This is a genomic window from Enterobacter sp. A103, assembly GCF_034427535.1.
GTDB classification, from domain to species: Bacteria; Pseudomonadota; Gammaproteobacteria; order Enterobacterales; family Enterobacteriaceae; genus Enterobacter; species Enterobacter asburiae_B.
In genome coordinates this window covers 253440-276833 of sequence record NZ_JAXQPQ010000005.1, presented here as the reverse complement: position 1 = coordinate 276833, position 23394 = coordinate 253440, and the positions used below count along the sequence as shown (strand labels likewise).

The following is a 23394-nucleotide window of genomic DNA, read 5'->3' as shown; positions in this document are numbered from 1 at the left end:
GGAGACCCTGCAGGGGCTTATTTATCGCAGGTGTGAACTACTTATCTTTAACCACTATCAACGGCTCGATATCGCTCTCTTTCTTCACCACCAGCGAGTCATCGCCGCGCAGACAGGTTCCTCCGTAGTTCCCGCCCACGGTGAAGGTGCAGACCTGTATGTACTTGCCGTCGACCTTCGGCAGGCACCACAGCTGCTGGTAGATGTTTTTGCGGTCAACAAACTTGCCGCTGGATTTATCCAGCAGTTCGTCCTGGGCGCTGATGAGATCGATATTGCTGCCGCAGCGTCCGGCAATCGGCTTGACGGCATAGCCGGTCTGCTTCAGCAGATCGTTAACCTCAAAATCGGTGTCGAGCAGATAACGGTGATTCGGGAACAGCTGCCACAGGACCGGGAGAATCGCCTTGTTGCCGGGAATAACGGTCCACAGCGGTTCGAAGACCAGCACCTCCGGGCGCAGCAGGACGTCAATCAGGCGCACCTCGCCCTCGGGATGTCCGGTGCGGATCGGCACGGCGGCGTATTCGGTTTCGCTTACCTCGCGGATCTGCTCTATCGCCGTTTCCCACGCCCAGGTTTTCCACACGCAGTTGACGTGGCGACCTTCGTCGTCAATCAGCTGTCCGGCGGCATCCCAGCTGAGCGCCTCCAGCCCGTGCAGAATTTTGGTCTCGAACCCGGCCTGCATCAGCGAACGCTGAATAAAGAGCGCGTGATAGTCCTCTTCGACATCGTTGTCCTGCATGATGTGGACGAACGGCCGCGCGTGGCTGTGCTTCCACGCGCCGGTCAGCTCTTCCAGCAGCCCTTCCGCCGGGTTATGCCCGTTGCCGCGATAGCCGTTTTTCACCCACTCTTCGAGAATCAGCCCGCCCTCGGTATGGCAGGACGCGGAGTCGGCGTTGTACTCGTAGACCTTAATGCCGCGCTCATCCATGCAGAAATCCATACGACCGGTGATCATATGGTGGCGACGCCACTGCCAGGAGAGGCGCAGGCGCGGCCAGAGGATTTTCGGGATGTCGAAAAGCGCCAGCAGGCTGTCGTCTTTCAGCACCTTGTCCGTCGCGTGCAGGTACATCAGATGCAGTTCGTTAGTGGCCTTGATCAGCTCCTGCTCGGCGCTTTCGGTAATGGTGAAGTACTGGCAGGGATCTTTGTTGATCACATGGCCGTTGGCGCGGATATACGCCTGCTGCAGCGCGTCATTTTCGTTAAGCCATTTTCCGTCGAACTGACGCTTGTTTTTCAGCCGCGCGCCGCTGATTTTCAGCAGTTCGCCGTCGATTTCCGGCTGGGGAATGCTGTGTTCCGCGTCGTCGGTCTGGATCATCCAGCCGAGAATCTCCGTGTCGTTGAAGGTGTCATGGATCGTGTAACACCCGTTCTCCACGCTCAGACGCAGCTCGCGCGTCCACTGCTGCCCGAGCGGCAGCGGGGAGTGAATCACGTTCTGCTCCGCAATTCGCACCCTATCGTCGAGAAGCTGGGTGATCACCGCCACGTGGCCGGTCTCGTGAAACTCGCCGCCCTTTTGCCAGATCAGCAGAGCCCCGGCGCGCGGCGCGCGTTTTGAACCGTTTGCAAAAGCCTGAAGAGGCAGAATGTTATCGTTCACCACCTGGCGCAAAAAGCGCAGGGAGAAGATTTCCCACGCCATGCCGACGTCGGTAAACACGAAGCCATAGTTGAGAAACAGGAAACGGCGGGCAAACTCAACGCATTGCCACTTGTGGCCCATGTATTCGTTGCCGATATAGCTGCGAAAATCCGCGTCTTCCGGGTATTTTCGCGGGTCCAGACTGCCGTAATTTGAAGAGTAAATCGCCACGCCACCGGGCGCATAGCCTAACAATGTCCCGAAGGGCGCATCACTGCTTAACTTTCCTTTACGCATGTATCCAACCTAAAACAGGCAGGCGGCAATTTTTTTAAGGGTTGTCGTCGTCTGCACGTTGTAATTAACCTGACAGAGGGACATTTATCATACACCTGCGCGGCGCATTAACTACATGTTAAACAGCCAGCATGCCGCGAAATGCCCAGGCGCAATCTCCTGCATGGCTGGCTCCTGCGTCTGGCAAACCGGCATCGCATGCGGGCAGCGGCTGCAGAACTTACAGCCCGGCAGCGCGGACGTGGGGCCTGGAATGTCGCCGCGCAGGGTGGCGTCTTCGAGGTTGCGGATGCGCGGATCGGGCTGGGGAACCGCCGCCAGCAGCGCGCGGGTGTAAGGGTGCGCCGGACGTTGATACAGTTCATTCGCCGGGGCCACCTCCACCAGTTTACCGAGATACATCACCCCAATGCGGCTGGAGATATGCCGCACCATGGAGAGATCGTGGGCGATGAACAGATAGGTTAGTCCCAGCTCCTGCTGCAGATCCTGCAGAATGTTCACCACCTGCGCCTGCACCGAGACGTCCAGCGCCGAGAGCGGCTCATCGCACAGCACGAATTCAGGATGCACGGACAACGCGCGGGCAATACTGATGCGCTGGCGCTGCCCGCCGCTGAACTCATGCGGGAACCGTTCAAGGTGCTCGTGCTTCAGCCCCACTTTGTAGAGCAGCATTTCAGTGCGTTCCCGCTGTTCTTCGCGGCTGTAGCCGTGGATCTGCATCGGCTCGGCCACCAGCTGTCGCACCGTCATTCCAGGGTTGAGCGAGGAGTAAGGATCCTGAAAAATCGCCTGCATCCGTTTACGCAGCGGCTTAAGCTCTTTTTCACGGGCGTGGGCAATCGCCTGCCCGGCGAAGTGGATCTCGCCCGAGGTGATATCGAAAAGGCGCAGGATGGCGCGCCCGAGGGTGGATTTTCCGCAGCCGGACTCCCCCACCAGGCCAAACGTCTCGCCGGGCTGGATATCAAAGCTCACGCCGTCAACCGCCTTCACGGCCACGCCTTTACGCAGCAAACCGCCGTTGAGCGGATAGTGCTTGCGCAGATCGCGCACGCTCACTAATGGCGCCTGTTGTTCATTCATGCCTGAATCTCCTTGTCGGCCCATAGCCAGCAGGCGGCGCGATGGCCCTCTCCGGCGGCGTAAAAGGCGGGCTGTCTTTCACACTGGGGCATACGCTTCGGGCAGCGTTCCGCGAACGGACAGCCCTGCGGCGGGTTAAGCAGGCCGGGCGGCGAACCTTCAATGGGTGATAAACGCTGAGTCACCTCATCCGGGCGGGGCAGCGAGGCCAGCAGCCCCTGGGTATAAGGATGCGCAGGGCGATAAAAAATGTCCTCCACGCTCCCCTCCTCCATTACCAGCCCGCCGTACATCACCACCACGCGGCTGCAGACCTGCGCCACGACGCCGAGATCGTGAGTGATCAGCAAAATCGCGGTCCGGGTCTGCTGTTGCAGACTTTTCAGCAGGCGCAGGATCTGCGCCTGAATGGTCACGTCCAGCGCGGTGGTCGGCTCATCAGCAATAAGAAGCTTCGGGTTGCAGGAGAGCGCAATGGCGATCATCACCCGCTGGCGCATCCCGCCGCTGAACTCGTGGGGATACTGGTCGTATCGCCGTTCCGCCTCGGCAATGCCTACCTGTTCCAGCATGGCGATGGCCGCCGCTTTGGCCGCTTTTTTGCTGAGTCCTTTGTTGCGCATCAGGATCTCAGCCATCTGCTTGCCGATGGTCAGCACCGGATTCAGGGCGGTCATCGGATCCTGAAAAATCATCGCGATCTCGTTGCCGCGGATGGCGCGCATCTGCGCGGGCGTTTTCTGCGCCAGATCCTCATTCTGGAAGCGGATGCTGCCGCCGGTTATCCGTCCGTTGCTCCCCAGAAGCTGGATAATCGACTTGCAGGTGACGCTTTTCCCGCAGCCCGACTCGCCGACGATGCCGACGAGTTCCCCCGGCTGAACCTGAAAGCTCACGCCGCGCACCGCGTGAACCTCGCCCTCGCGCGTGCGGAACGTGGTTTGCAGGTTCTCAAGCGCTAATAGGTTATTCATCGCGATTCGCTCCCGGCTCAAAGGCGGTACGGAACACATCGCCCAGCACGTTAAAGCTGAACACCGTCAGCAGGATCAGAATGCCGGGGAACATCGCCAGCCACGACGCTTCGCCAATATAAGACTGCGCGTTGTTAAGCATGCTTCCCCACGACGCCGCGGGCGCCTGCACGCCCAGCCCTAAGAAGCTGAGCGTTGACTCCATCAGAATGGCCGAGGCGATATTGAGCGTGGCCGCCACGATAATGGTCGGCAGCACGCCGGGAATAATGTGGCGCACGATGATGCGCAGCGGATGCTCTCCCGACGCGCGGGCATAAAGCACGTACTCGCGCTCTTTCACCGACAGGGTTTCAGCACGCACCAGACGCGACATGTTCATCCACGTCAGCAGGCTGATAATCAGAATGATGTTATCCACGCCCGGCTTGAGGTAAGCATTTACTACCAGCAGCAGGAAGAAGGCCGGAATGGCCATCAGGATATCCACGGCGCGCATCATCAGGTTATCCAGCCAGCCGCCAAAATAGCCGCTCACCGTTCCCACCACCGTGCCGATAAGCGTGGAAAAGAGCATGGCGAGAAAACCGACCATCAGGGAGATCTGGCCGCCATACAGCGCGCGGGTGAAGTAGTCGCGCCCGTATTCATCGGTGCCGAACCAGTGCGCGGCATCCGGCGGTAGCGTGCGCGCGCCGAGCGCCATCCGATCCGGATCGTACGGACTCAAGCCCGCACAGAGCGCGGCGACGATGAAAATAAAAAGTACAAACAGAGAGAACTGCGCCGGACGGTTGCGGCGCAGCTGGTGACGAACCTGCTGCCAGCGTCTGCTCATCCGGGTTACCTCAGCGTACGAATGCGGGGATCGGCGAAGCGATAAAGCACGTCGGCGATCAGGTTACCGACGATCAGCATCATCGACGAGAGCATGATGATCGCCATAATCAGGGGGTAATCCAGCGAGGCGATCGACTGGATCCCGAGCAGCCCCATCCCCGGCCAGGAGAAGACGCTTTCCGTCACATAGGCCCCCACAATCAGCTCTCCGAACGACAGGCCGAACAGGGTGATCACCGGCAGCAGCACGTTTTTCAGAACGTGCCGAAACAGAATACTGGAACGCGTCGCGCCGTAGGCAAGCTGGGTTTGCACGTAGTCGGCCGAGAGCTGCGAGATGGTGTTGGAGCGGATGTAGCGCACGTAGCTGGAGAGGTTGTAGAACGTGAGGGCAATACACGGCAGCACGCCGTGACGCAGCAGATCCAGCCCGTTATCCTCCATGCCGATGGTGCGCATCCCCATGCTGGGGAACCAGTTAAGCTGCACGGCAAAAACGGTGATGAGCAAGATGCCGAACCAGAATATCGGAACAGAAATGCCGATATAGGCGAATATATTGAGCAGATGATCCAGCCAGCGGTGCTTAAATGCCCCGGCCAGCAGGCCCAGCGGGATCGCCAGCACGATCGCCATCAGCAGCGACGCGCCCATCAGCCCCAGCGTGGCCGGTATGCGTTCGCCGATCATCTCCAGCACCGGGCGGTGATAAATCAGCGAATAGCCGAGATCGCCCTGCAGGACGTTTTTCAGCCACAGGACGTACTGCGTGACCAGGGGCTTATCCAGCCCCAGGCTCTGGCGAATACGTTCGATATCCTCCGGGGCCATACGCGGCGTAATGTACGCCGCCACCGGATCGCCGGGCGCGAGCTTGACCAGCAGAAACGCCACCAGTGAAATAAAAAACAGCATCGGCAGCAGCTGCAGCAGCCGACGCGTGAGGAGTGTGTTCACGACGTGCCCTTTCAAAAGCCCCGACCTGACGGCCGGGGCAATCACTTATTTCTGATAGATTTTTGACAGATCCTGGAACAGATAGACCGGTTTCGGCTCCGCTTCCTCGGTGCCGCCAAAACGCTTGTCCACCGCGACGGTCGCATTGGTGTAGGCGATCGGGTAGTAGGTCATATCGTTCGCCACGGTCTGCTGAATTTGCTTGTAGATATCGGCACGTTTTGCGGCGTCGGTTTCCACTGCGCCTTTATCCCACAGGGCATCAAACTGCGGATTTTTGTAGTGCGCGTAGTTATAGGCTTCGTTGCTCATGAACAGCGATTTGTAACCGTCCGGCTCGGAGCCCATGATGTAGCCGCCCAAGTTCAGCTCCCACGCGGTGTTGTTCATATCGAGGCTGCGCTGAGACATGGCGTTGGAGTCCAGCGGCATCAGCTCCACGTTCACCCCAATGCCCTTCAGCGCCTGCTGAATGTAGAGCGCCATGCTCTCCTGGGTTTTGTTGGTGTTCACATACGCCAGGCGCAGCTTGAGGTTGTCCGGCGCGCCGGACGTCTTCAGCAGCTCTTTGGCTTTTTGTAGATCGAACTTGTACTGTTCGACGTCATCCGTCTTGTAAAGCGTATCTGGCGTCAGGAACGAGGTCGCCGGTTTAGCGTAGTCCAGCGAGGTAAACGCGGTCTGGGTGAGCTCGTCTTTGTTGATGGCATACGCGATGGCCTGGCGCAGCGCTTTGCTCTTCATCACCGGCACGTTCTGGTTGAACGTCATATAGGCCAGACGGCCTTCCGGATAGACCACGAAGTCAAACTTACCGGTATTTTTCAGACGGTTCACATCCTGCGGGTCAACCATCTTGAGGTTGATTTCCCCGTTTTGCAGCGCAAGGTTGGCGGCGTTGCTGTCTTTGGCGAAACGGTAGGTGACCGAATCAAGCTTCGCTTTGCCGTTCCAGTAATCGTCAAAACGGGTCAGGGCGTAATACTGCCCGGCGCGGTACTCTTTAAATTTGAACGGCCCGGAGCCGACCGGCGCATCGTTTTTGCTGCTCTTTTCCAGGTCGCCTTCACCGGCGAACACGTGCTGCGGAATCGGGTAGATTTGTACCAGGGTGCCGGTAAAGGCCGCGCTGACCTGCGGTAGGGTGAACTTGACGGTGCGCTCATCCACCTTGCTCACCTGTACCGGCTTGTCGCCGTAGGTGAACATGCTGCGGAAGAAGCTGTGCTGTTTGGCATCCAGCAGCTTATTGAACGTAAAGACCACGTCGTCCGCCGTCAGCGGCTGGCCGTCCTGCCATTTCAGGTTGGGTTTTAACGTCAGGGTATAGCTCAGGTTGTCGGCGGAGGGCGTCAGGCTTTCCGCCAGGCCCCACTCAATGTTGCCGTTATTAAAGCTGTACAGCGGGGCATAGAGCGCCTGCATGATCGTTAACGTCGTACGGTCACTGGCATAGAGCGGATTAACGGCTAACGGGTCGCCGGAGGTAATTCCAATAATTAGCGAACCGCCCTCTTTTGGCGCGTCGTTTTTTGCCGCTGAGGGCGTATTTGTCTCTTTATTTTTCGCATCATCACAGCCAGCCAGGCCTAACGCGAGCGAAACCACTACTGCCGATAACAGAAGCTTGCGCATCTCACTAACTCCTTGCCTTATAAAGTGTTTATTACTGCATCTTTTATTTATGTTGAAGCATCATATTCAGCTTTATCGGTTTACGCATTAATTATGAAAATGCGATTTTCGATTAAGCTTATGCCAGATTTGTTATATATAAGCGCCGGAAGGAATAGCGGTTAATTGATTGCGCTCGCAACGTTAAACGCTTCACAAATCTCCTGCTACACTGCCTCAACACATCACTCAAAAGGCAGGCCAACATGTCAGACAACACGTATCAGCCACCAAAAGTATGGGAATGGAAAAAGAACGGCGGCGGCGCGTTCGCCAACATCAACCGCCCGATTTCCGGCGCGACCCATGAGAAAGATCTGCCCGTGGGCTCCCATCCGCTGCAGCTTTACTCTCTCGGGACACCGAACGGCCAGAAAGTGACGATCATGCTCGAAGAGCTGCTGGCGCTGGGCGTGACGGGCGCGGAGTACGACGCATGGTTGATCCGCATCGGCGAGGGCGATCAGTTCTCCAGCGGGTTTGTTGAGGTGAACCCGAACTCGAAAATACCGGCGCTGCGTGACCACTCCACGAACCCGCCAACGCGCGTCTTTGAATCCGGCAATATCCTGCTCTATCTGGCAGAGAAATTCGGTCACTTCCTGCCGAAAGATCCGGCTGGACGCACCGAGACCCTGAACTGGCTGTTCTGGCTGCAGGGCGCAGCGCCGTTCCTCGGCGGCGGCTTTGGCCACTTCTACAACTACGCGCCGGTAAAAATTGAATACGCGATTGACCGCTTCACCATGGAAGCCAAGCGCCTGTTCGACGTGCTGGATAAACAGCTGGCGCGCGGTCGCTACGTGGCGGGTGAAGAGTACACCATCGCGGATATCGCCATCTGGCCGTGGTTCGGCTGCGTGGCGCTGGGCAGCGTCTATAACGCCGCCGAGTTCCTCGATGCAGAGAAGTACACAAACGTGCAGCGCTGGGCGAAAGACGTGGCGAATCGCCATGCCGTTAAGCGCGGCCGTATCGTTAACCGCACCAGCGGCGAGCTGAACGAGCAGCTCCACGAACGCCACGCGGCGAGCGACTTCGATACCAATACGGAAGATAAGCGTCAGGCGTAATGTTCAGCCGGGCGGGTCCCCGCCCGGCAACTGAGATCCCAGCCCAGGGCATGATTAGCTTAAAGGTTGAGCCGGTATTGCTGGCACTATCTGGACGTTTTTCTCGCGTCAGAGAGTGAGAAATGACGTCTCAACCGACAGCAGTCACAAAGGATCTGTTATGAAACTTATTAAAACAACGCTGGTTATCAGCGCCCTCATTTTTTCCACCTCGGGAATGGCTATCGACAAAACCGCCGCTGGCGCGGTAGCAGGCGCGGCCATTGGTGCGGCCACGGGCAAAGATCTGAAATCGACCGTTGGCGGCGCCGTCGTGGGCGCAGGCACAGGTGCCATGTTCAAAAACGGCGGCAAAGGTAAAGCCGCGCGTAAGGGCGGCGCGGTAGGTGCTGCCGTAGGCGCAGGTGCCGCGGCGGTTACCGGCAAGAGCGTGCTGAAAGGTGCAGCCGTTGGTGCGGGCACGGGCGCGCTGATTGGTGAAGCGACGCACTGATAAATACAGCCGGGCAGCGCTCTGCAAGCCCGGCCTCGTTGTTATGCAGTCATCCCTCCGCACAAGGTCTCAAATTTTTGCGATCTGCTTTCAGAAATCACATCTTCCCCACTGCCACAACCCTGTGAACAGTTGCCTGTCGTAGCCTGAAGATTACAATGCATTTGCTTATCGTAAACTACAGGCTACAATAATGGCTAAGGTCAAACACTACATCACAGCAGACGGGTACGACCCTTTTGATGCATATCTGAGAAGTGTGAAAGATCCCATAGCTAAAGCCATGATTGCTACACGTGTCGCCAGAAGGTCTACGGGTAACTATGGTGATTGCAAGCCATGCAGAGAGAGCGTTTCAGAACTCAGGATTGACCAGGGGCCGGGTTACCGCGTCTATTTCAGCGAAGTCTTCGATCCGGCAGATGGCGCAGTGAGTCTGGTGCTATTGACTGGAACGAAAAAAAAGCAAAATGCAGATATTGACAGGGCCGTTGAGTATCTCAACGACTACAAGCGCAGGATATAAGAGGAAATCGGAATGGCTAAATCAGTACTTCATGATGACGCAATGGTACAGCTCCTGAAAGATTCTCCGGATTTCGCGCCCGTATATCTTCATCAGGCTTTTATTGAAATTGACGAGCCTGGAGGCTATGAGGCGTTCATGCTGGCTTTACGACATGTGATTGAAGCCTCTGGCGGGATGACCGTCATTGCTAAACGTGCAGGCATTTCTCGCGAATCACTCTATAAATCACTCTCACCAAACGGTAACCCCTCATTTAAGCGTATCGCAGAAGTGGCATCTGCAACGGGATACCCCATTTCCCGAATTGCAGCTGCAGGGTTAAATGCACCAGCGTGGGACGCACGTCAAAATACGCCCTAAGTTCTGGCCGGGCGAAGCATCAATGACGATCGTCATACTGAAACGCTACTGGAAAAGGCGGTAAGAGATATGCCTGCATGCCGCCTTACCTGTTGCATTAATACTTAATGTCCCGCGCTTTTTGTCTTCCGGACTGTTTCATCTGACGCTTGTCCTGACGGCAGTCGTGATTACTCTGGTTATTGTTCGCCACGCAGGTTTGCTTCACCTGCCGCGACGCGTCGCGGGTTTCCTGCCTGACATCACGCGCCACGCGTCGCTCCTGCGCCTGCTGGGTCGCACTGGCAGAAACCGAGAACAGCATCAGAAGAATGCAAGAAAGGACGGGAACGACAGATAACGATCTGTTCATAGCAACACCTCGGAGAAGAGAGCCCAGAACGTCAGGGGGTTAGCAAAAGAATAGCAGTTTCAGAAGGGGCTGAATGGGGAAGGCGTTAATAATATAAGGCCGCACAAGGCGGCCTTATAGGTTGCGTTATGCCGTCAGGCGGAACTTCTGCACCGAGCGCTGAAGATCTTCGGTCTGGCGCTCCAGCGCCGCCGCTGCCGCAGAAACCTCTTCAACCAGCGAGGCATTTTGCTGGGTCACGCCGTCCATCTGGGTAATGGCAATCCCGACCTGCGAAATACCCTTGCTTTGCTCCTCAGAGGCGGAAGCGATTTGCTTCATGATGGTCGTCACTTCCGTCACGTCGCGCAAAATCGCATCCATGGTGGTGCCGGTGTCGCTCACCAGCTGCGCCCCCTGCTCTACGCGGGAAACGGAATCGGTAATCAGCCCCTCAATCTCTTTAGCCGCGTTGGCGCTGCGGCTTGCCAGGTTACGGACTTCACCTGCCACCACGGCAAAACCACGCCCCTGTTCACCCGCGCGCGCCGCTTCAACCGCCGCATTGAGTGCCAGAATATTGGTCTGGAAGGCAATGCTGTTGATCACGTTGGTGATTTCAGCAATTTTCTTCGAGCTTTCCGAAATACCGCTCATGGTGGTCACCACCTCTTCCACCAGCGAGCCGCCGCGGCTGGCGGTAGTTGAGGCGACATCGGCCAGCTGGCTGGCCTGACGCGCGCTTTCCGCGTTCAGTTTCACCGTGGCGGTCAGCTGTTCCATGCTGGCTGCCGTCTCTTCCAGCGCAGCCGCCTGCTCTTCGGTACGGGAAGAGAGATCGTTGTTACCGCTGGAGATTTCTGTCGCGCCGCGCCAGATATTTTCACTGCCGGAGCGAATCGTACTGACCGCTTCGCGCAGGCTGTCCTGCATCGCGCTCAGCAGCGGCACCAGCTGCCCCACGCAGTTGCGGCCGAACGGCTCAATGGGCTGGCTGAGATCGCCCTGGGCAATCTGGCGGAACTGCTGGCGAATGCGAGCCAGCGGTTTGACCAGCATCGCCACCAGATAACGGTCGGTGAAGAGCAGGATCAGCAGGCCGATAATCGTGGCGACGATAATCACCGTGCGGGTCATGCTTGTCAGGCCGTCCACTACCACGCGGGTGCTGTCGAGCGACTTCGCGGCGGCATTGTTGAACGCCTCAGCGGCCGCACCGAACGCGCGGCTCAGCGGTGGCGTGACGTTGTTGGCCTGCTGGCGATAACCCTCCAGAGCCCCCTGCTTCGCCTGCTGCATTTGCGGCGTGACGCCCTGTTCGAGCAGCGCCTGCCAGGAGCCGATCACCCGGGAAGAGACCTGCTCGTCCATCGGGCCTGGGGAGATCGCTTTCATCTCGGCCAGTTTCTTGCCCATGTTATCCAGCGCCTGTTGGGCAGAGGAAAGATCCGGCGTGCCGCCTGCGGCTTTGACTTCCATCGCACGGCTCAGACGGGTCACAAAGCGGAAATATTGATCGTTCCCCTGGCTGAGTACCGTCATCTGTTTAACCAGCTGGCGATCGACTTCATTGCCATCCGATACGCGAGAAAGGGACCAGGTGCTGTACAACCCAACGCCCGCCCACATTAAACAAAAGATCCCGAGAATCGTCAGCATGACGAAACGGATCGTGAAATTACGGAGCATATTCATAAGTCTTCCTTGCCGTGAGGGTGAGTTCGCCCAGAGGCGAGTACTACTCTCGTTATCGGCAGGAAAGAGGGAAATTATAACGTTTTGTGATCATTTTTAATTAGCGTGGGTTCACTGGTCACACAGCTGGCGTTAATCATTAGGCCCGCGCTTAGTGATGCAATTTGTGATGTGATAAGTGCAGAGTGGGAAAGCGCTTTGAATCTGTGGCAGGCGTCGTCGGATAAATAGTGCAGTCTGATGCCCTCACCCCGGCCCTCTCCCACAGGGAGAGGGAGAAAGGCCGCACCGAGCGGTCCCCTCGCCCCTTTGGGGAGAGGGTTAGGGTGAGGGGTAAGGTGTACTTTATTTCTTACTGATCTTATCCAGATACCCCATCACAAACGCAGACAGCACAAACGTCAGGTGGATGATGACGTACCACATCAGTTTGTTATCCGGCACGTTCTTCGCGTCCATAAACACGCGCAACAGGTGGATAGAGGAGATCGCCACAATCGACGCGGCCACTTTATTCTTCAGCGACGAAGCATCCATTTTGCCCAGCCAGCTGAGCTTCTCTTTACGCTCGTCGATATCGAGCTGGGAGACAAAATTCTCGTAGCCGGAGAACATCACCATCACCAGCAGCCCGCCCACCAGGGTCATGTCCACCAGCGACAGCAGAACCAGAATCAAATCCGCTTCGGCAATAGAAAAAATGTTCGGCAGAACATGCCAGATTTCCTGAAAGAACTTAATCGTCAGCGCGATAAGTGCCAGCGAGAGGCCAAAATAGACGGGGGCCAGTATCCAGCGGGAGGCGTACATGGCATTTTCAAAAAAGCGTTCCATAGAGTCCTGTTTGCAAAAGAAACCAGCGCCCAGTATATCTCAACGGCGCTGACTGTTTGCAATAACTCAACGGTACGTCACTCAGACGTTGTCCGGGTTAACCTCGGGACGTGCGTACTCCGGCCAGACAAGCGCCACCAGTTCAGGATAGGCTTCCAGGCTGAACTCGCGAAAACACTGACGCAAATTTAATACGTCCAGATCGGAATAAGAGACCTTCTCGCCGTTAAGGCAGCGCTTTTTAATATTGTCATAATATTTATAGACTGCTGAATTCAGATCGCTACAGCGACGCTGCGCCTCAAACAGTCCAGGCGTGTCATTAATTTCCGACATTTTCATACGCTTAATTGTCGCGTGTAAAAAGTCGATATATTCGTGGTTCACCCGCCAGTACCAGACAGGCGTAACGGAGTTCATCAATACAGAGAAATGGTCTTCCCCTTCCTCTTTTGTCATCAGTTCAGGTTGCGGGGGTTCACTGGTGTCTTTCGACACTTTCGTTTTATTGAACTCCTGCATCAATAAAAGCACACCAGCGGTCAGTAATAGTAATGTGATGACCGTAAAAAAGATGCTGTTCATGGGTAGGCTCCATTTTTTTTGATTTTAAATTTGCCTCATGATATTGTCAACGAATCTCACGCCTTTACCAACCCCACCCTGTTGAAAATAAAGGAAATTAAAAATGCTGCCCGACTATCTCGTCCCGGCTAAGTACCACATTACGCCTGTGGAACAGCAACCGACGGAAGCAGAAAAAGAGGCCAGTTTCACTCAGGGGAAAAGAAAGCTCTCTGATTTCGAGCCCGATATATTAATTGGTGTTTCCCGAACTGGCAAATCCCGAAATATGTTGCTGGAAGAGCACGATCGCCATATAAAAGACCGCTTATTTCGCGCCATAAAAATTGAAGCCTTTGTCCACCTGCTGAATGACCTGCAGGCCGAGGGTGAAATAGATGCCCAGAAACTAAGTCAAATAATGGCCGAGAAAACCGAAGAAATTAATGAAGCGGGCAATGAAATTTGGCTTAATTTAATTACGCGCGAAAAAAACAACCCAATCTTTTATAGCCTGGGGGAAGATTAACGTGAAAGAAGTTAAAAACAACGACGTTTATTTGACTTTAGATGATAAAAAAAGTGATGAATTTATCTTAAAGCAAAATCTCGACGCGCTAAGAAACACAAAAAATGACGAGATGACGCGTATTACGCAAGACCTGGTATCGATCCCGGCGACGCTGGTTCGTCTGAAGTGGCAGAATCGCCGTGAAATTTATCCGCTACAGGTCAAAGAAGAGATTTACGGTGCCGTGATGAACGCCATCATAGAGCAGCGTCCCGAGCTGAAAGAGAAGCTTCTGGGACGTCTTGAGGCCAATTATCAGTATCTGCTTGCCAGAGAAATCGCCACCCTGCGTCTGACGCGCAAGCTGTCCGACGGTGAGTACCGTACCTCAAATGTCACCTGCGTGGCGCTTGATGAGGACGCGCTGGCAACCCCTTCTACCGCACCGACGGATAATAAAAACGCTTAAACCGACAGGCATAAAAAAAGCCGGCTTTCGCCAGCTTCTTTATCACTTCGAGGCCGCTTTCTCTTCGCCGACCAGTCCAATCTTCAGGTAACCCGCCTGATGCAGCGTGTCCATTACCTTCATCATGGTTTCATAATCAACGGTTTTATCCGCGCGGAAGAAGACCGTGGTGTCTTTCTTACCGCCCGTAAGCTGCTCCAGCGCCGGGATGACCGAGTCGGCCGTCACCGGGTCGTTCCCGAGGAACATTGATTTATCCGCTTTCACAGACAGGTAGATAGGCTTCTCCGGGCGCGGCTGGGGCTGGCTGGAAGAGGCGGGCAGATTCACCTTCACATCCACCGTCGCCAGCGGCGCGGCCACCATGAAGATAATCAGCAGAACCAGCATGACGTCGATAAACGGCGTCACGTTGATTTCATGCATTTCGCCGTTATCGTCCAGATTTTCGTTTAGACGCATCGCCATACTCTTAACCTGCGCGCAGTTTAGACGCCGCGTGCACCGGCTTAACCGAGCTGGCGTTCAGGTCGAGATCGCGACTTTGCAGCAGCAGAACCTGCGCGGCAACGTCACCCAGCGTGGCTTTGTAGCTGCCAATCATGCGCGCGAAGATGTTGTAGATGACCACCGCCGGAATAGCGGCAACCAGACCGATTGCCGTCGCCAGCAGCGCTTCTGCGATACCCGGCGCAACGACCGCCAGGTTGGTGGTTTGGGTCTGCGCGATACCGATAAAGCTGTTCATGATGCCCCAGACCGTTCCGAAAAGACCGATGAACGGTGAGATCGCGCCGATGGTCGCCAGATAACCATTACCGCGTCCCATGTGTCGGCCAACGGCCGCAACGCGACGCTCCAGGCGGAAACCGGTACGTTCTTTGATCCCTTCGTTATCTTCACTGCCAGCGGAGAGTTCCAGCTCGTTCTGCGCTTCGTTCACTAACAGGGTGGTCAGGCTTTTCGCGTGGAAGGATGAGGTCATATCTGAAGCCTGATCCAGAGAGCGGGCTTCAGCCAGCTGCAGCTGTTCCCGCTTAAGGCGACGCTTCTGCGAAAGCAGCTCGGCGCTTTTGCTGAAGAAGATAGCCCAGGTGACAACGGACGCCAGAATCAGGCCGATCATCACAATCTTAACCACGATGTCAGCATGCTGATACATGCCCCAAACGGAGAGATCCGTCTGCATCAAATTATTACCCACTCTGTATCTCCAGGACGCAAATCACAAAATCTGAGCGTAATAATATCAAAACGTCGTCGAATTGATAGTAGTTCTCATTAGTATTTGCATGGTGCCGTAATTTTCGTTCACTTTCCTTGCGCTTACGCAGTAAAAATTTCTTATGCAAATTTTTGCTAATATTTTCTGCTTATTCGATAAGCCCCGGGGTGCAGTTTTTTCCAATCGTGGTAGTCTGGACGTCCAGACGTATAAAAACAGGGTTAGCGAACATGACAAAGAAGCATCTTGATACCACGCTGGTACAGGCAGGACGCAGCAAAAAATATACGCAGGGATCGGTCAACAGCGTGATTCAACGAGCCTCCTCGCTGGTGTTTGATACCGTTGAGGAGAAAAAAATCGCCACGCGCAACCGCGCCAAAGGCGGGCTGTTTTATGGCCGTCGCGGCACGCTAACCCATTTCTCTCTTCAGGAGGCGATGTGCGAGCTGGAAGGCGGCGCGGGCTGCGCGCTGTTCCCGTGCGGGGCGGCGGCGGTCGCCAACACCATTCTGGCGTTTGTGGAACAGGGCGACCATATCCTGATGACCAACACCGCCTACGAGCCCAGCCAGGACTTCTGCACCAAAATCCTCAGCAAGCTCGGCGTAACGACCGGCTGGTTCGACCCGCTGATTGGTGAAGGCATTGCCGAACTTATTCAGCCAAACACGCGCATTGTGTTCCTGGAATCTCCGGGATCGCTCACCATGGAAGTTCACGACGTGCCGGCTATCGTGAAGGCCGTGCGCAGCAAAGCCCCAGAGGCGATCGTGATGATCGACAACACCTGGGCGGCGGGCGTGCTGTTTAAAGCCCTGGAGTTCGACATTGATATCTCGATTCAGGCGGCGACGAAATACCTGATAGGCCACTCTGACGGCATGATTGGCACCGCGGTTTCCAACGCGCGCTGCTGGGATCAGCTGCGTGAAAATGCCTACCTGATGGGCCAGATGGTGGATGCAGATACGGCCTACATGACCAGCCGCGGACTCCGCACGCTGGGCGTTCGTCTGCGTCAGCACCATGAAAGCAGCCTGAAGGTGGCCGAATGGCTGGCGCAGCATCCGCAGGTTGAGCGCGTGAATCATCCCGCGTTACCGGGCAGTAAAGGCCACGAATTCTGGCAGCGTGACTTTACGGGCAGCAGCGGCCTGTTCTCGTTCGTGCTGAAAAAACGGCTGAATAACGACGAGCTGGCGAGCTATCTGGATAATTTTACCCTCTTCAGCATGGCCTACTCCTGGGGCGGTTTTGAATCCCTGATCCTGCCTAACCAGCCGGAACAGGTTGCGGCTCTGCGCCCCGGCGGTGAAGTGGACTTCAGCGGCACCCTGATTCGACTGCATATCGGTTTAGAAAACGTTGACGATCTGATTGCCGATTTAGCAGCAGGGTTCGAGCGTATCGTGTAGAGTGCTGGCTGAAAATGTACTCCCTGGACGCTTTTGTGGACACCGCAAGCAGAAAAGTCTGCATGAGTTGCGCCCGGGATCAACCCCGACGGGCGAATAAGGGAGTACAATAGCGCTATATCTGCTGTTCCACAGGAAAGTCCATGGCTGTTATTCAAGATATTATCGCGGCGCTCTGGCAACACGACTTTGCCGCGCTGGCGGATCCTCACGTCGTCGGTATCGTTTACCTCGTGATGTTCGCAACTCTGTTTCTGGAAAATGGATTACTGCCAGCCTCTTTTTTACCCGGTGACAGCCTGCTTTTACTTGCCGGGGCGTTAATCGGAAAAGGCGTCATGGACTTCACGCCAACGATGGTTATTCTCACTTCCGCAGCCAGCCTGGGCTGCTGGCTGAGCTATCTGCAGGGCCGCTGGCTCGGGAATACCCGCGTCGTGAAAGGCTGGCTGGCGCAGTTACCGCATAAATATCATCAGCGTGCGACCTGCATGTTCGATCGCCACGGCCTGCTGGCACTGCTGGCGGGGCGTTTCCTCGCGTTTGTTCGCACGCTTCTGCCTACGATGGCGGGCATTTCCGGTCTGTCAAACCGCCGCTTCCAGTTCTTCAACTGGCTGAGCGCTCTGCTGTGGGTGGGTGTGGTCACCACGCTCGGCTACGCGCTGAATATGATCCCCTTTGTGAAACACCATGAAGATCAGGTGATGACCTTCCTGATGGTGCTGCCGTTGTTCCTGCTGGTGGCAGGCCTGGTGGGAACCATCGCGGTGGTGATTAAGAAGAAGTACTGCAGCGCGTGATCCCCTCTCCCCATAGGGGAGAGGGGAAAAGCTTAAGCTCCCTGCATGGTTCGGATGCGTGATGCATCTTCTCCCGGCGTAACGCCAAAATAGCGCTTAAACTCCCGACTGAACTGCGACGCACTTTCGTAACCCACCCGCATTGCCGCCGCGCTGGCCTTCATGCCGTCGTGGATCATCAGCATCCGCGCCTTATGCAGCCGGTAGGTTTTAAGGTACTGCAGCGGCGAGGTGCTGGTTACCGACTTGAAGTTATGGTGAAACGCCGAGACGCTCATGTTCGCTTCCGCCGCCAGCTGGTCGACGCTGAGGTTTTCCGTGTACTGGCTTTCGATACGCTTGAGCACGCGGCTTATCAGGCTGAAGTGGGTCTGTCGGCTCACCAGAGCCAGTAACGCCCCGCCGCCCGGACCCAGCAGCACATGGTAGAGAATTTCGCGGACGATCTGTTTGCCCAGAATACGCGCGTCCAGCGGCCTTTCCATCACGTCCAGCAGACGCTCAATGGCGCAGAGGATATCTTCCGACAGCGTCGCCGAGTTAATCCCGCTCGACGCCATAGACGGCTGGAAGAATTCGTCTTCGCCAATATCCATCAGCAGCTCCTGCAGCTGAAGAATATCGACGTTGACGCGAATACCGGCCAGCGGAACGGCCTCTGTCGCGAAGGTTTCACATTCGAAGGGTAAAGGTACCGTCAGGAGCAGATATTCATTGGTGTCGTAGCGGAACACGCGCTCGTTGATATAGCCAATTTTATGGCCCGAGAAGAGAAAAACGATGCCCGGCTGGTACATGACCGGCGTGCGCGTCCCGGGCTGCGTGCCGTAGAGCAGGCGAATGTCAGGAAGCAGATCGCTGACACCATTTTCTTTATCTATCAGTCTTTTAATCTGCGCAGTGAGCTGATGGCAGATCGCTTCACGGTTCATATTACGTTACTCCGGGTACGGTTTCCGACGTTGACAGTGTGCGTCGTTTTCCGCGCTTTCTCCAGCGCTCTGTAGAAATGGGCAAGACATCGGCAGGAATGTGCATTGAGAGGATAGCCCCGGACAGACACAATGTGCAGCATCAGGTCGCCCTCTGCGCCACCACGGTTTTTCACCCACTAAAGGGAACGAGCAATGAACAACTTTAATCTTCACACCCCAACCCGCATTCTGTTTGGTAAAGACGCTATCGCCGATCTGCGCGCGCCGATCCCCGCCGACGCCCGCGTGCTGATCACCTACGGTGGCGGCAGCGTGAAAAAAACCGGCGTGCTGGATCAGGTTTACAGCGCCCTGGACGGTCTGGACGTGCGTGAGTTCGGCGGCATCGAGCCAAATCCGTCTTACGAAACGCTAATGAACGCGGTGAAAATTGCCCGCGAAGAAAATATCACCTTCCTGCTGGCCGTCGGCGGCGGCTCCGTGCTGGACGGCACCAAGTTCATCGCGGCGGCAGCGCACTACGCTGACGGCATCGATCCGTGGCACATTCTGGAAACCCGCGGCAGCGACATTAAAAGCGCAATCCCGATGGGCTCCGTGCTGACCTTGCCGGCCACCGGCTCTGAATCCAACAAGGGCGCGGTGATCTCCCGTAAAACGACCGGCGACAAACAGGCCTTTATGAACGAACACGTTCAGCCTGTGTTCGCGATCCTGGATCCGGTTTACACCTACACCCTGCCTGCGCGTCAGGTGGCGAACGGCGTGGTCGACGCCTTTGTTCATACCGTTGAACAGTACGTAACGTATCCGGTGAATGCCAAAATTCAGGATCGCTTCGCGGAAGGCATTCTGCTGACGCTCGTCGAAGACGGACCGAAAGCGCTGAAAGAGCCGGAAAACTATGACGTTCGCGCCAACGTCATGTGGGCGGCAACGCAGGCGCTGAACGGCCTGATCGGCGCAGGCGTACCGCAGGACTGGGCGACCCACATGCTGGGACACGAGCTGACGGCAATGCACGGTCTGGACCACGCTCAGACGCTGGCCGTTGTGCTGCCTGCGCTGTGGAACGAAAAACGGGATACCAAGCGTGCCAAACTGCTGCAGTACGCCGAGCGCGTGTGGAACATCACCGAGGGTTCTGACGATGCGCGTATTGATGCCGCCATCGAAGCGACCCGAAGCTTCTTTGAAGGTCTGGGCGTGCCAACGCGTCTCTCTGGCTACGGTCTGGACGGCAGCTCCATCCCTGCCCTGCTGGCGAAACTCGAAGAACACGGCATGACCCACCTGGGCGAGCACGGCGATATTACGCTCGACGTGAGCCGTCGCATCTACGAAGCGGCACGCTAAGCGTTTTTGCCCTCCCGACTTTCGTTTTTTGACATTTCGTCCAGACTTAATGCACAACCCATCGCCGGAGGAACCCTCCGGCGATGCGCACCTGAAGGAGGAAAAATGGCAAACCAAACCGTAATCAAGCTGCAGGACGGCAACGTGATGCCCCAGCTGGGGCTAGGTGTATGGAAAGCCGGTAACGACGAGGTCGTCTCCGCCATTCATAAAGCCCTGGAAGTCGGCTATCGGTCCATTGATACCGCCGCCGCATATAAAAACGAGGACGGCGTGGGTAAGGCACTGGCCAGCGCCGGCGTCCCCCGCGATGAGTTATTCATCACCACGAAACTGTGGAACGACGATCAAAAACGCCCCAGCGAAGCGCTGGAGGAGAGCCTGGAGAAACTCCAGCTCGATTTCGTCGATCTCTGGCTGATGCACTGGCCGGTTCCGGCTATCGATCGCTACGTTGATGCCTGGAAAGGGATGATTGAACTGCAGAAAGAGGGGCTGGTGAAAAGCATCGGCGTCTGTAATTTCCAGGTTCATCACCTGCAGCGGCTGATTGACGAGACGGGCGTTGCGCCAGTGATTAACCAGATCGAGCTGCACCCGCTGATGCAGCAGCGCCAGCTACACGCCTGGAACGCTACGCATAAAATCCAGACCGAGTCCTGGAGCCCGCTGGCGCAGGGCGGCGAAGGGGTGTTTGATCAAAAGATCATCCGTGAGCTGGCGGATAAATACGGTAAAACCCCGGCGCAAATCGTCATTCGCTGGCATCTGGACAACGGCCTGGTGGTCATCCCGAAATCGGTCACGCCATCGCGCATCGCCGAGAACTTCGACGTCTGGGATTTCCGTCTGGACAAAGACGAGCTGGGTGAGATTGCGAAGCTGGATAAGGGTAAACGTTTAGGCCCGGACCCGGACCAGTTTGGCGGGTAGTCGCGTAAAAAAGCCGGGTGGCGGCTTCACCTTACCCGGCCTACGTGTCGACATAAAAACCCCGGCTCGCCGGGGTTTTTTATTTACGCTTTGCGCTTCACGGGCTTCTTCACACTCGAATTACCGTTCGAACGCTGATGCACAATCGGCGTGTGCTTGGTCAGCGCCGGGCGCGTATTGCGGTTCTGGCGACGCGCTTCGCGCATCTCATCCAGCGTCGGGGCCGGCACCAGGCAGTCGCGGCGCGAGCCGATCAGGTGTTTTTTACCCATATCTTCCAGAGCCTGACGGATCAGCGGCCAGTTTTTCGGATCGTGGTAGCGCAGCAGCGCTTTATGCAGACGACGCTGTTTATCCCCTTTCGGCACCACCACCTCTTCACTCTTATAACCAATCTTACTCAGCGGGTTCTTGCCGGTGTAATACATGGTCGTCGAGTTAGCGAGCGGTGACGGATAGAAGTTCTGCACCTGATCCAGGCGGAAGCGACGCTGCTTCAGCCACAGCGCCAGGTTCACCATGTCCTCGTCGCGCGTGCCCGGGTGGGCGGAGATGAAGTATGGGATCAGATACTGCTCTTTACCCGCCTGCTTCGAATAGGTATCGAACAGCTCTTTAAAGCGATCGTAGCTGCCCATGCCCGGCTTCATCATTTTCGACAGCGGGCCTTCCTCGGTGTGCTCCGGCGCAATCTTCAGATAGCCGCCGACGTGGTGCGTCGCCAGCTCTTTGATGTAGCGAGGATCTTCCACGGCGATGTCGTAACGTACCCCGGACGCGATCAGGATCTTCTTGATGCCCTTCAGGTCGCGCGCGCGGCGGTAGAGGTTGATCGTCGGCTCGTGGTTAGTGTCCATATGCTCGCAAATGCTCGGATAGACGCAGGAGAGGCGACGGCAGGTTTGCTCCGCGCGCGGCGACTTGCAGCGCAGCATGTACATGTTCGCGGTTGGGCCGCCAAGGTCGGAAATCACGCCGGTAAAGCCCGGCACCGAGTCGCGAATCGCTTCGATCTCATTGATGATCGAATCTTCAGAGCGGCTCTGGATAATACGCCCTTCGTGTTCGGTAATGGAGCAGAACGAACAGCCGCCGAAGCAGCCGCGCATGATGTTGATCGAGAAGCGGATCATCTCATACGCCGGGATACGGGCGTTACCGTACGCCGGGTGCGGCACGCGCTTGTACGGCAGCGCAAAGACGCTGTCCATCTCTTCGGTGGAGAGCGGGATCGCCGGCGGGTTGATCCAGATAAAGCGCTCGCCGTGCTTCTGCATCAGCGCGCGGGCGCAGCCCGGGTTGGTTTCATGGTGCAGAATACGGGACGCGTGCGCGTAGAGCACCTTGTCGGCTTTCACCTTCTCGTAGGACGGCAGCAGCACGTAGGTCTTTTCCCACGGTTTCGGGCGCGGCGGCTGCACAACGATAGCCTTCGCTTCCGCTTTTTTCGGCTCAACCGGCTTGTTATCGGCACACGGCAGGTCTTCGCCATACGGGTGCGGGATCGGGTCGATTTTGCCCGGCATATCAATGATGCGGGAATCCACCCCGCTCCAGCCCGGCAGCGCCTCTTTCACCATAATGGCGGTATTGCGCACGTCGCGGATGCTGCTCACCGGTTCACCCTGCGACAGACGGTGCGCCACTTCCACCAGCGGACGCTCGCCGTTACCGTAAATCAGCATGTCGGCTTTGGAATCCACCAGCACCGAGCGGCGTACGGTATCTGACCAGTAGTCGTAGTGTGCGGTGCGGCGCAGGCTTGCCTCGATGCCGCCCAGGATCACCGGCACGTCTTTCCAGGCTTCTTTACAGCGCTGGGTATAGACCAGGGTTGCGCGGTCGGGGCGTTTACCCGCCACGTTATCCGGCGTGTAGGCGTCGTCATGGCGCAGCTTGCGGTCGGCGGTATAGCGGTTGATCATCGAGTCCATGTTGCCTGCGGTGACGCCGAAGAACAGGTTCGGTTTACCCAGACGCATAAAGTCGTCTTTGCTGTTCCAGTCAGGCTGGGAGATGATCCCCACGCGGAAGCCCTGCGCCTCAAGCATACGGCCACAGATGGCCATGCCGAAGCTCGGATGGTCAACGTAGGCATCGCCCGTGACCAGAATGATGTCGCAGCTGTCCCAGCCCAGTTGGTCCATCTCTTCCCGGGACATCGGCAGGAATGGCGCCGGTCCAAAGCAGGCCGCCCAGTACTGGGGCCAGGAGAAGAGGTCACGATCCGGCTGGATCAGGGAAATTGCGCTCATAATGCTTCCGAAGAAAAAATAGACAAAAGGAGCGGGATTATACGCTGTTCATCCGCCAGATTTGAAGAAAAGGATGCAGGAAGCAGGCAGATATTCGTGGAAGTCGTTAAAATACCGCGCCCTGATAATTTTGAATCATAATATTCACTATATTTTCCGGTGAGTTGCCCCGGAAC

24 protein-coding genes are annotated in these 23394 nt (G+C 56.5%); 10 read left to right on the top strand and 14 right to left on the bottom strand.

The window, feature by feature from the left end:
- Positions 1-37: 37 nt before the first annotated feature.
- From gss to SPH27_RS16035, 6 genes are all read right to left on the bottom strand, one after another.
- Positions 38-1900 (bottom strand): bifunctional glutathionylspermidine amidase/synthase, encoded by a 1863-nt coding sequence (gene gss / locus SPH27_RS16060; protein ID WP_182071646.1) that lies wholly within the window; start codon positions 1898-1900, stop codon positions 38-40.
- A 111-nt stretch (positions 1901-2011) separates the two neighbouring features.
- Positions 2012-2989: an ABC transporter ATP-binding protein gene (locus SPH27_RS16055; protein WP_182071645.1), complete on the bottom strand. Its 978-nt coding sequence runs from the start codon at positions 2987-2989 to the stop codon at positions 2012-2014.
- A complete protein-coding gene (locus SPH27_RS16050; protein ID WP_182071644.1) occupies positions 2986-3963 on the bottom strand; it encodes an ABC transporter ATP-binding protein in 978 nt (325 codons plus the stop codon). The genes SPH27_RS16055 and SPH27_RS16050 overlap by 4 nt, the downstream gene beginning before the upstream one ends.
- Positions 3956-4801, bottom strand: coding sequence for an ABC transporter permease (locus tag SPH27_RS16045; RefSeq protein ID WP_182071643.1), 846 nt, complete (start codon positions 4799-4801; stop codon positions 3956-3958). Before SPH27_RS16045 ends, SPH27_RS16050 begins: the two co-directional genes overlap by 8 nt.
- Positions 4802-4806: 5 nt before the next feature.
- A complete protein-coding gene (locus tag SPH27_RS16040; RefSeq protein ID WP_080973628.1) occupies positions 4807-5760 on the bottom strand; it encodes an ABC transporter permease in 954 nt (317 codons plus the stop codon).
- Positions 5761-5805: 45 nt separating this feature from the next.
- Positions 5806-7395, bottom strand: a complete 1590-nt coding sequence (locus SPH27_RS16035) for an ABC transporter substrate-binding protein (protein ID WP_182071642.1) — start codon at positions 7393-7395, stop codon at positions 5806-5808.
- Positions 7396-7640: 245 nt separating this feature from the next.
- On the opposite strand from SPH27_RS16035, the gene yghU reads away from it, so the two are divergent.
- The 4 genes from yghU (at position 7641) to SPH27_RS16015 (ending at position 9889) form a co-directional block, all read left to right on the top strand.
- Positions 7641-8507, top strand: coding sequence for a glutathione-dependent disulfide-bond oxidoreductase (gene yghU, locus SPH27_RS16030; protein WP_023309162.1), 867 nt, complete (start codon positions 7641-7643; stop codon positions 8505-8507).
- Between the two features lie 160 nt (positions 8508-8667).
- Positions 8668-9000 carry a hypothetical protein gene (locus tag SPH27_RS16025; RefSeq protein WP_029740720.1) on the top strand — a complete coding sequence of 111 codons (333 nt, stop codon included), beginning with the start codon at positions 8668-8670 and terminating at the stop codon, positions 8998-9000.
- 193 nt (positions 9001-9193) lie between these two features.
- A complete protein-coding gene (locus SPH27_RS16020; RefSeq protein ID WP_182071641.1) occupies positions 9194-9526 on the top strand; it encodes a type II toxin-antitoxin system RelE/ParE family toxin in 333 nt (110 codons plus the stop codon).
- Positions 9527-9538: 12 nt separating this feature from the next.
- Entirely contained in the window at positions 9539-9889 is a 351-nt protein-coding gene (locus tag SPH27_RS16015) for a DNA-binding protein (RefSeq protein ID WP_045356040.1), read from the top strand.
- Positions 9890-9986: 97 nt separating this feature from the next.
- On the opposite strand, the gene SPH27_RS16010 is transcribed toward SPH27_RS16015, so the two are convergent.
- From SPH27_RS16010 to SPH27_RS15995, 4 genes are all read right to left on the bottom strand, one after another.
- Positions 9987-10241, bottom strand: coding sequence for a hypothetical protein (locus tag SPH27_RS16010; RefSeq protein WP_045888190.1), 255 nt, complete (start codon positions 10239-10241; stop codon positions 9987-9989).
- Positions 10242-10367: 126 nt separating this feature from the next.
- Positions 10368-11915 (bottom strand): methyl-accepting chemotaxis protein, encoded by a 1548-nt coding sequence (locus SPH27_RS16005; protein WP_048979106.1) that lies wholly within the window; start codon positions 11913-11915, stop codon positions 10368-10370.
- Positions 11916-12260: 345 nt separating this feature from the next.
- Positions 12261-12749, bottom strand: a complete 489-nt coding sequence (locus tag SPH27_RS16000; protein WP_023309169.1) for a TIGR00645 family protein — start codon at positions 12747-12749, stop codon at positions 12261-12263.
- A gap of 81 nt (positions 12750-12830) precedes the next feature.
- Entirely contained in the window at positions 12831-13334 is a 504-nt protein-coding gene (locus SPH27_RS15995; protein WP_023309170.1) for an ESA_00282 family adhesion-associated protein, read from the bottom strand.
- 103 nt (positions 13335-13437) lie between these two features.
- On the opposite strand from SPH27_RS15995, the gene SPH27_RS15990 reads away from it, so the two are divergent.
- Both SPH27_RS15990 and SPH27_RS15985 read left to right on the top strand, forming a co-directional pair.
- Entirely contained in the window at positions 13438-13842 is a 405-nt protein-coding gene (locus tag SPH27_RS15990; protein WP_023309171.1) for a hypothetical protein, read from the top strand.
- A gap of 1 nt (position 13843) precedes the next feature.
- Positions 13844-14293: a hypothetical protein gene (locus SPH27_RS15985; protein ID WP_032659963.1), complete on the top strand. Its 450-nt coding sequence runs from the start codon at positions 13844-13846 to the stop codon at positions 14291-14293.
- Between the two features lie 42 nt (positions 14294-14335).
- On the opposite strand, the gene exbD is transcribed toward SPH27_RS15985, so the two are convergent.
- Together exbD and exbB are read right to left on the bottom strand one after the other, a co-directional pair.
- Positions 14336-14761 (bottom strand): TonB system transport protein ExbD, encoded by a 426-nt coding sequence (gene exbD, locus SPH27_RS15980; RefSeq protein WP_023309173.1) that lies wholly within the window; start codon positions 14759-14761, stop codon positions 14336-14338.
- Between the two features lie 4 nt (positions 14762-14765).
- A complete protein-coding gene (exbB, locus tag SPH27_RS15975) occupies positions 14766-15497 on the bottom strand; it encodes a tol-pal system-associated acyl-CoA thioesterase (protein ID WP_047347847.1) in 732 nt (243 codons plus the stop codon).
- Between the two features lie 251 nt (positions 15498-15748).
- Between exbB and metC the strand changes: the two genes are divergently transcribed.
- Positions 15749-16936: a cystathionine beta-lyase gene (gene metC / locus SPH27_RS15970; protein ID WP_045403978.1), complete on the top strand. Its 1188-nt coding sequence runs from the start codon at positions 15749-15751 to the stop codon at positions 16934-16936.
- A gap of 143 nt (positions 16937-17079) precedes the next feature.
- Positions 17080-17739, top strand: a complete 660-nt coding sequence (gene yghB, locus SPH27_RS15965; RefSeq protein ID WP_182071640.1) for a DedA family general envelope maintenance protein YghB — start codon at positions 17080-17082, stop codon at positions 17737-17739.
- A 32-nt stretch (positions 17740-17771) separates the two neighbouring features.
- Here yghB and SPH27_RS15960 read toward each other — a convergent pair whose 3' ends face one another.
- Positions 17772-18671 (bottom strand): AraC family transcriptional regulator, encoded by a 900-nt coding sequence (locus SPH27_RS15960; protein WP_182071639.1) that lies wholly within the window; start codon positions 18669-18671, stop codon positions 17772-17774.
- Positions 18672-18866: 195 nt separating this feature from the next.
- Between SPH27_RS15960 and yqhD the strand changes: the two genes are divergently transcribed.
- Both yqhD and dkgA read left to right on the top strand, forming a co-directional pair.
- Positions 18867-20030: an alcohol dehydrogenase gene (gene yqhD / locus SPH27_RS15955; RefSeq protein WP_322435717.1), complete on the top strand. Its 1164-nt coding sequence runs from the start codon at positions 18867-18869 to the stop codon at positions 20028-20030.
- A 105-nt stretch (positions 20031-20135) separates the two neighbouring features.
- Positions 20136-20963, top strand: a complete 828-nt coding sequence (gene dkgA, locus SPH27_RS15950; RefSeq protein ID WP_207167846.1) for a 2,5-didehydrogluconate reductase DkgA — start codon at positions 20136-20138, stop codon at positions 20961-20963.
- A gap of 83 nt (positions 20964-21046) precedes the next feature.
- Here the strand turns inward: dkgA and SPH27_RS15945 are convergent, their stop codons facing one another.
- The gene (locus SPH27_RS15945; RefSeq protein ID WP_048979110.1) at positions 21047-23218 is read right to left on the bottom strand and encodes a YgiQ family radical SAM protein; all 2172 of its coding nucleotides are present in this window, start codon (positions 23216-23218) and stop codon (positions 21047-21049) included.
- Positions 23219-23394: the final 176 nt, after the last annotated feature.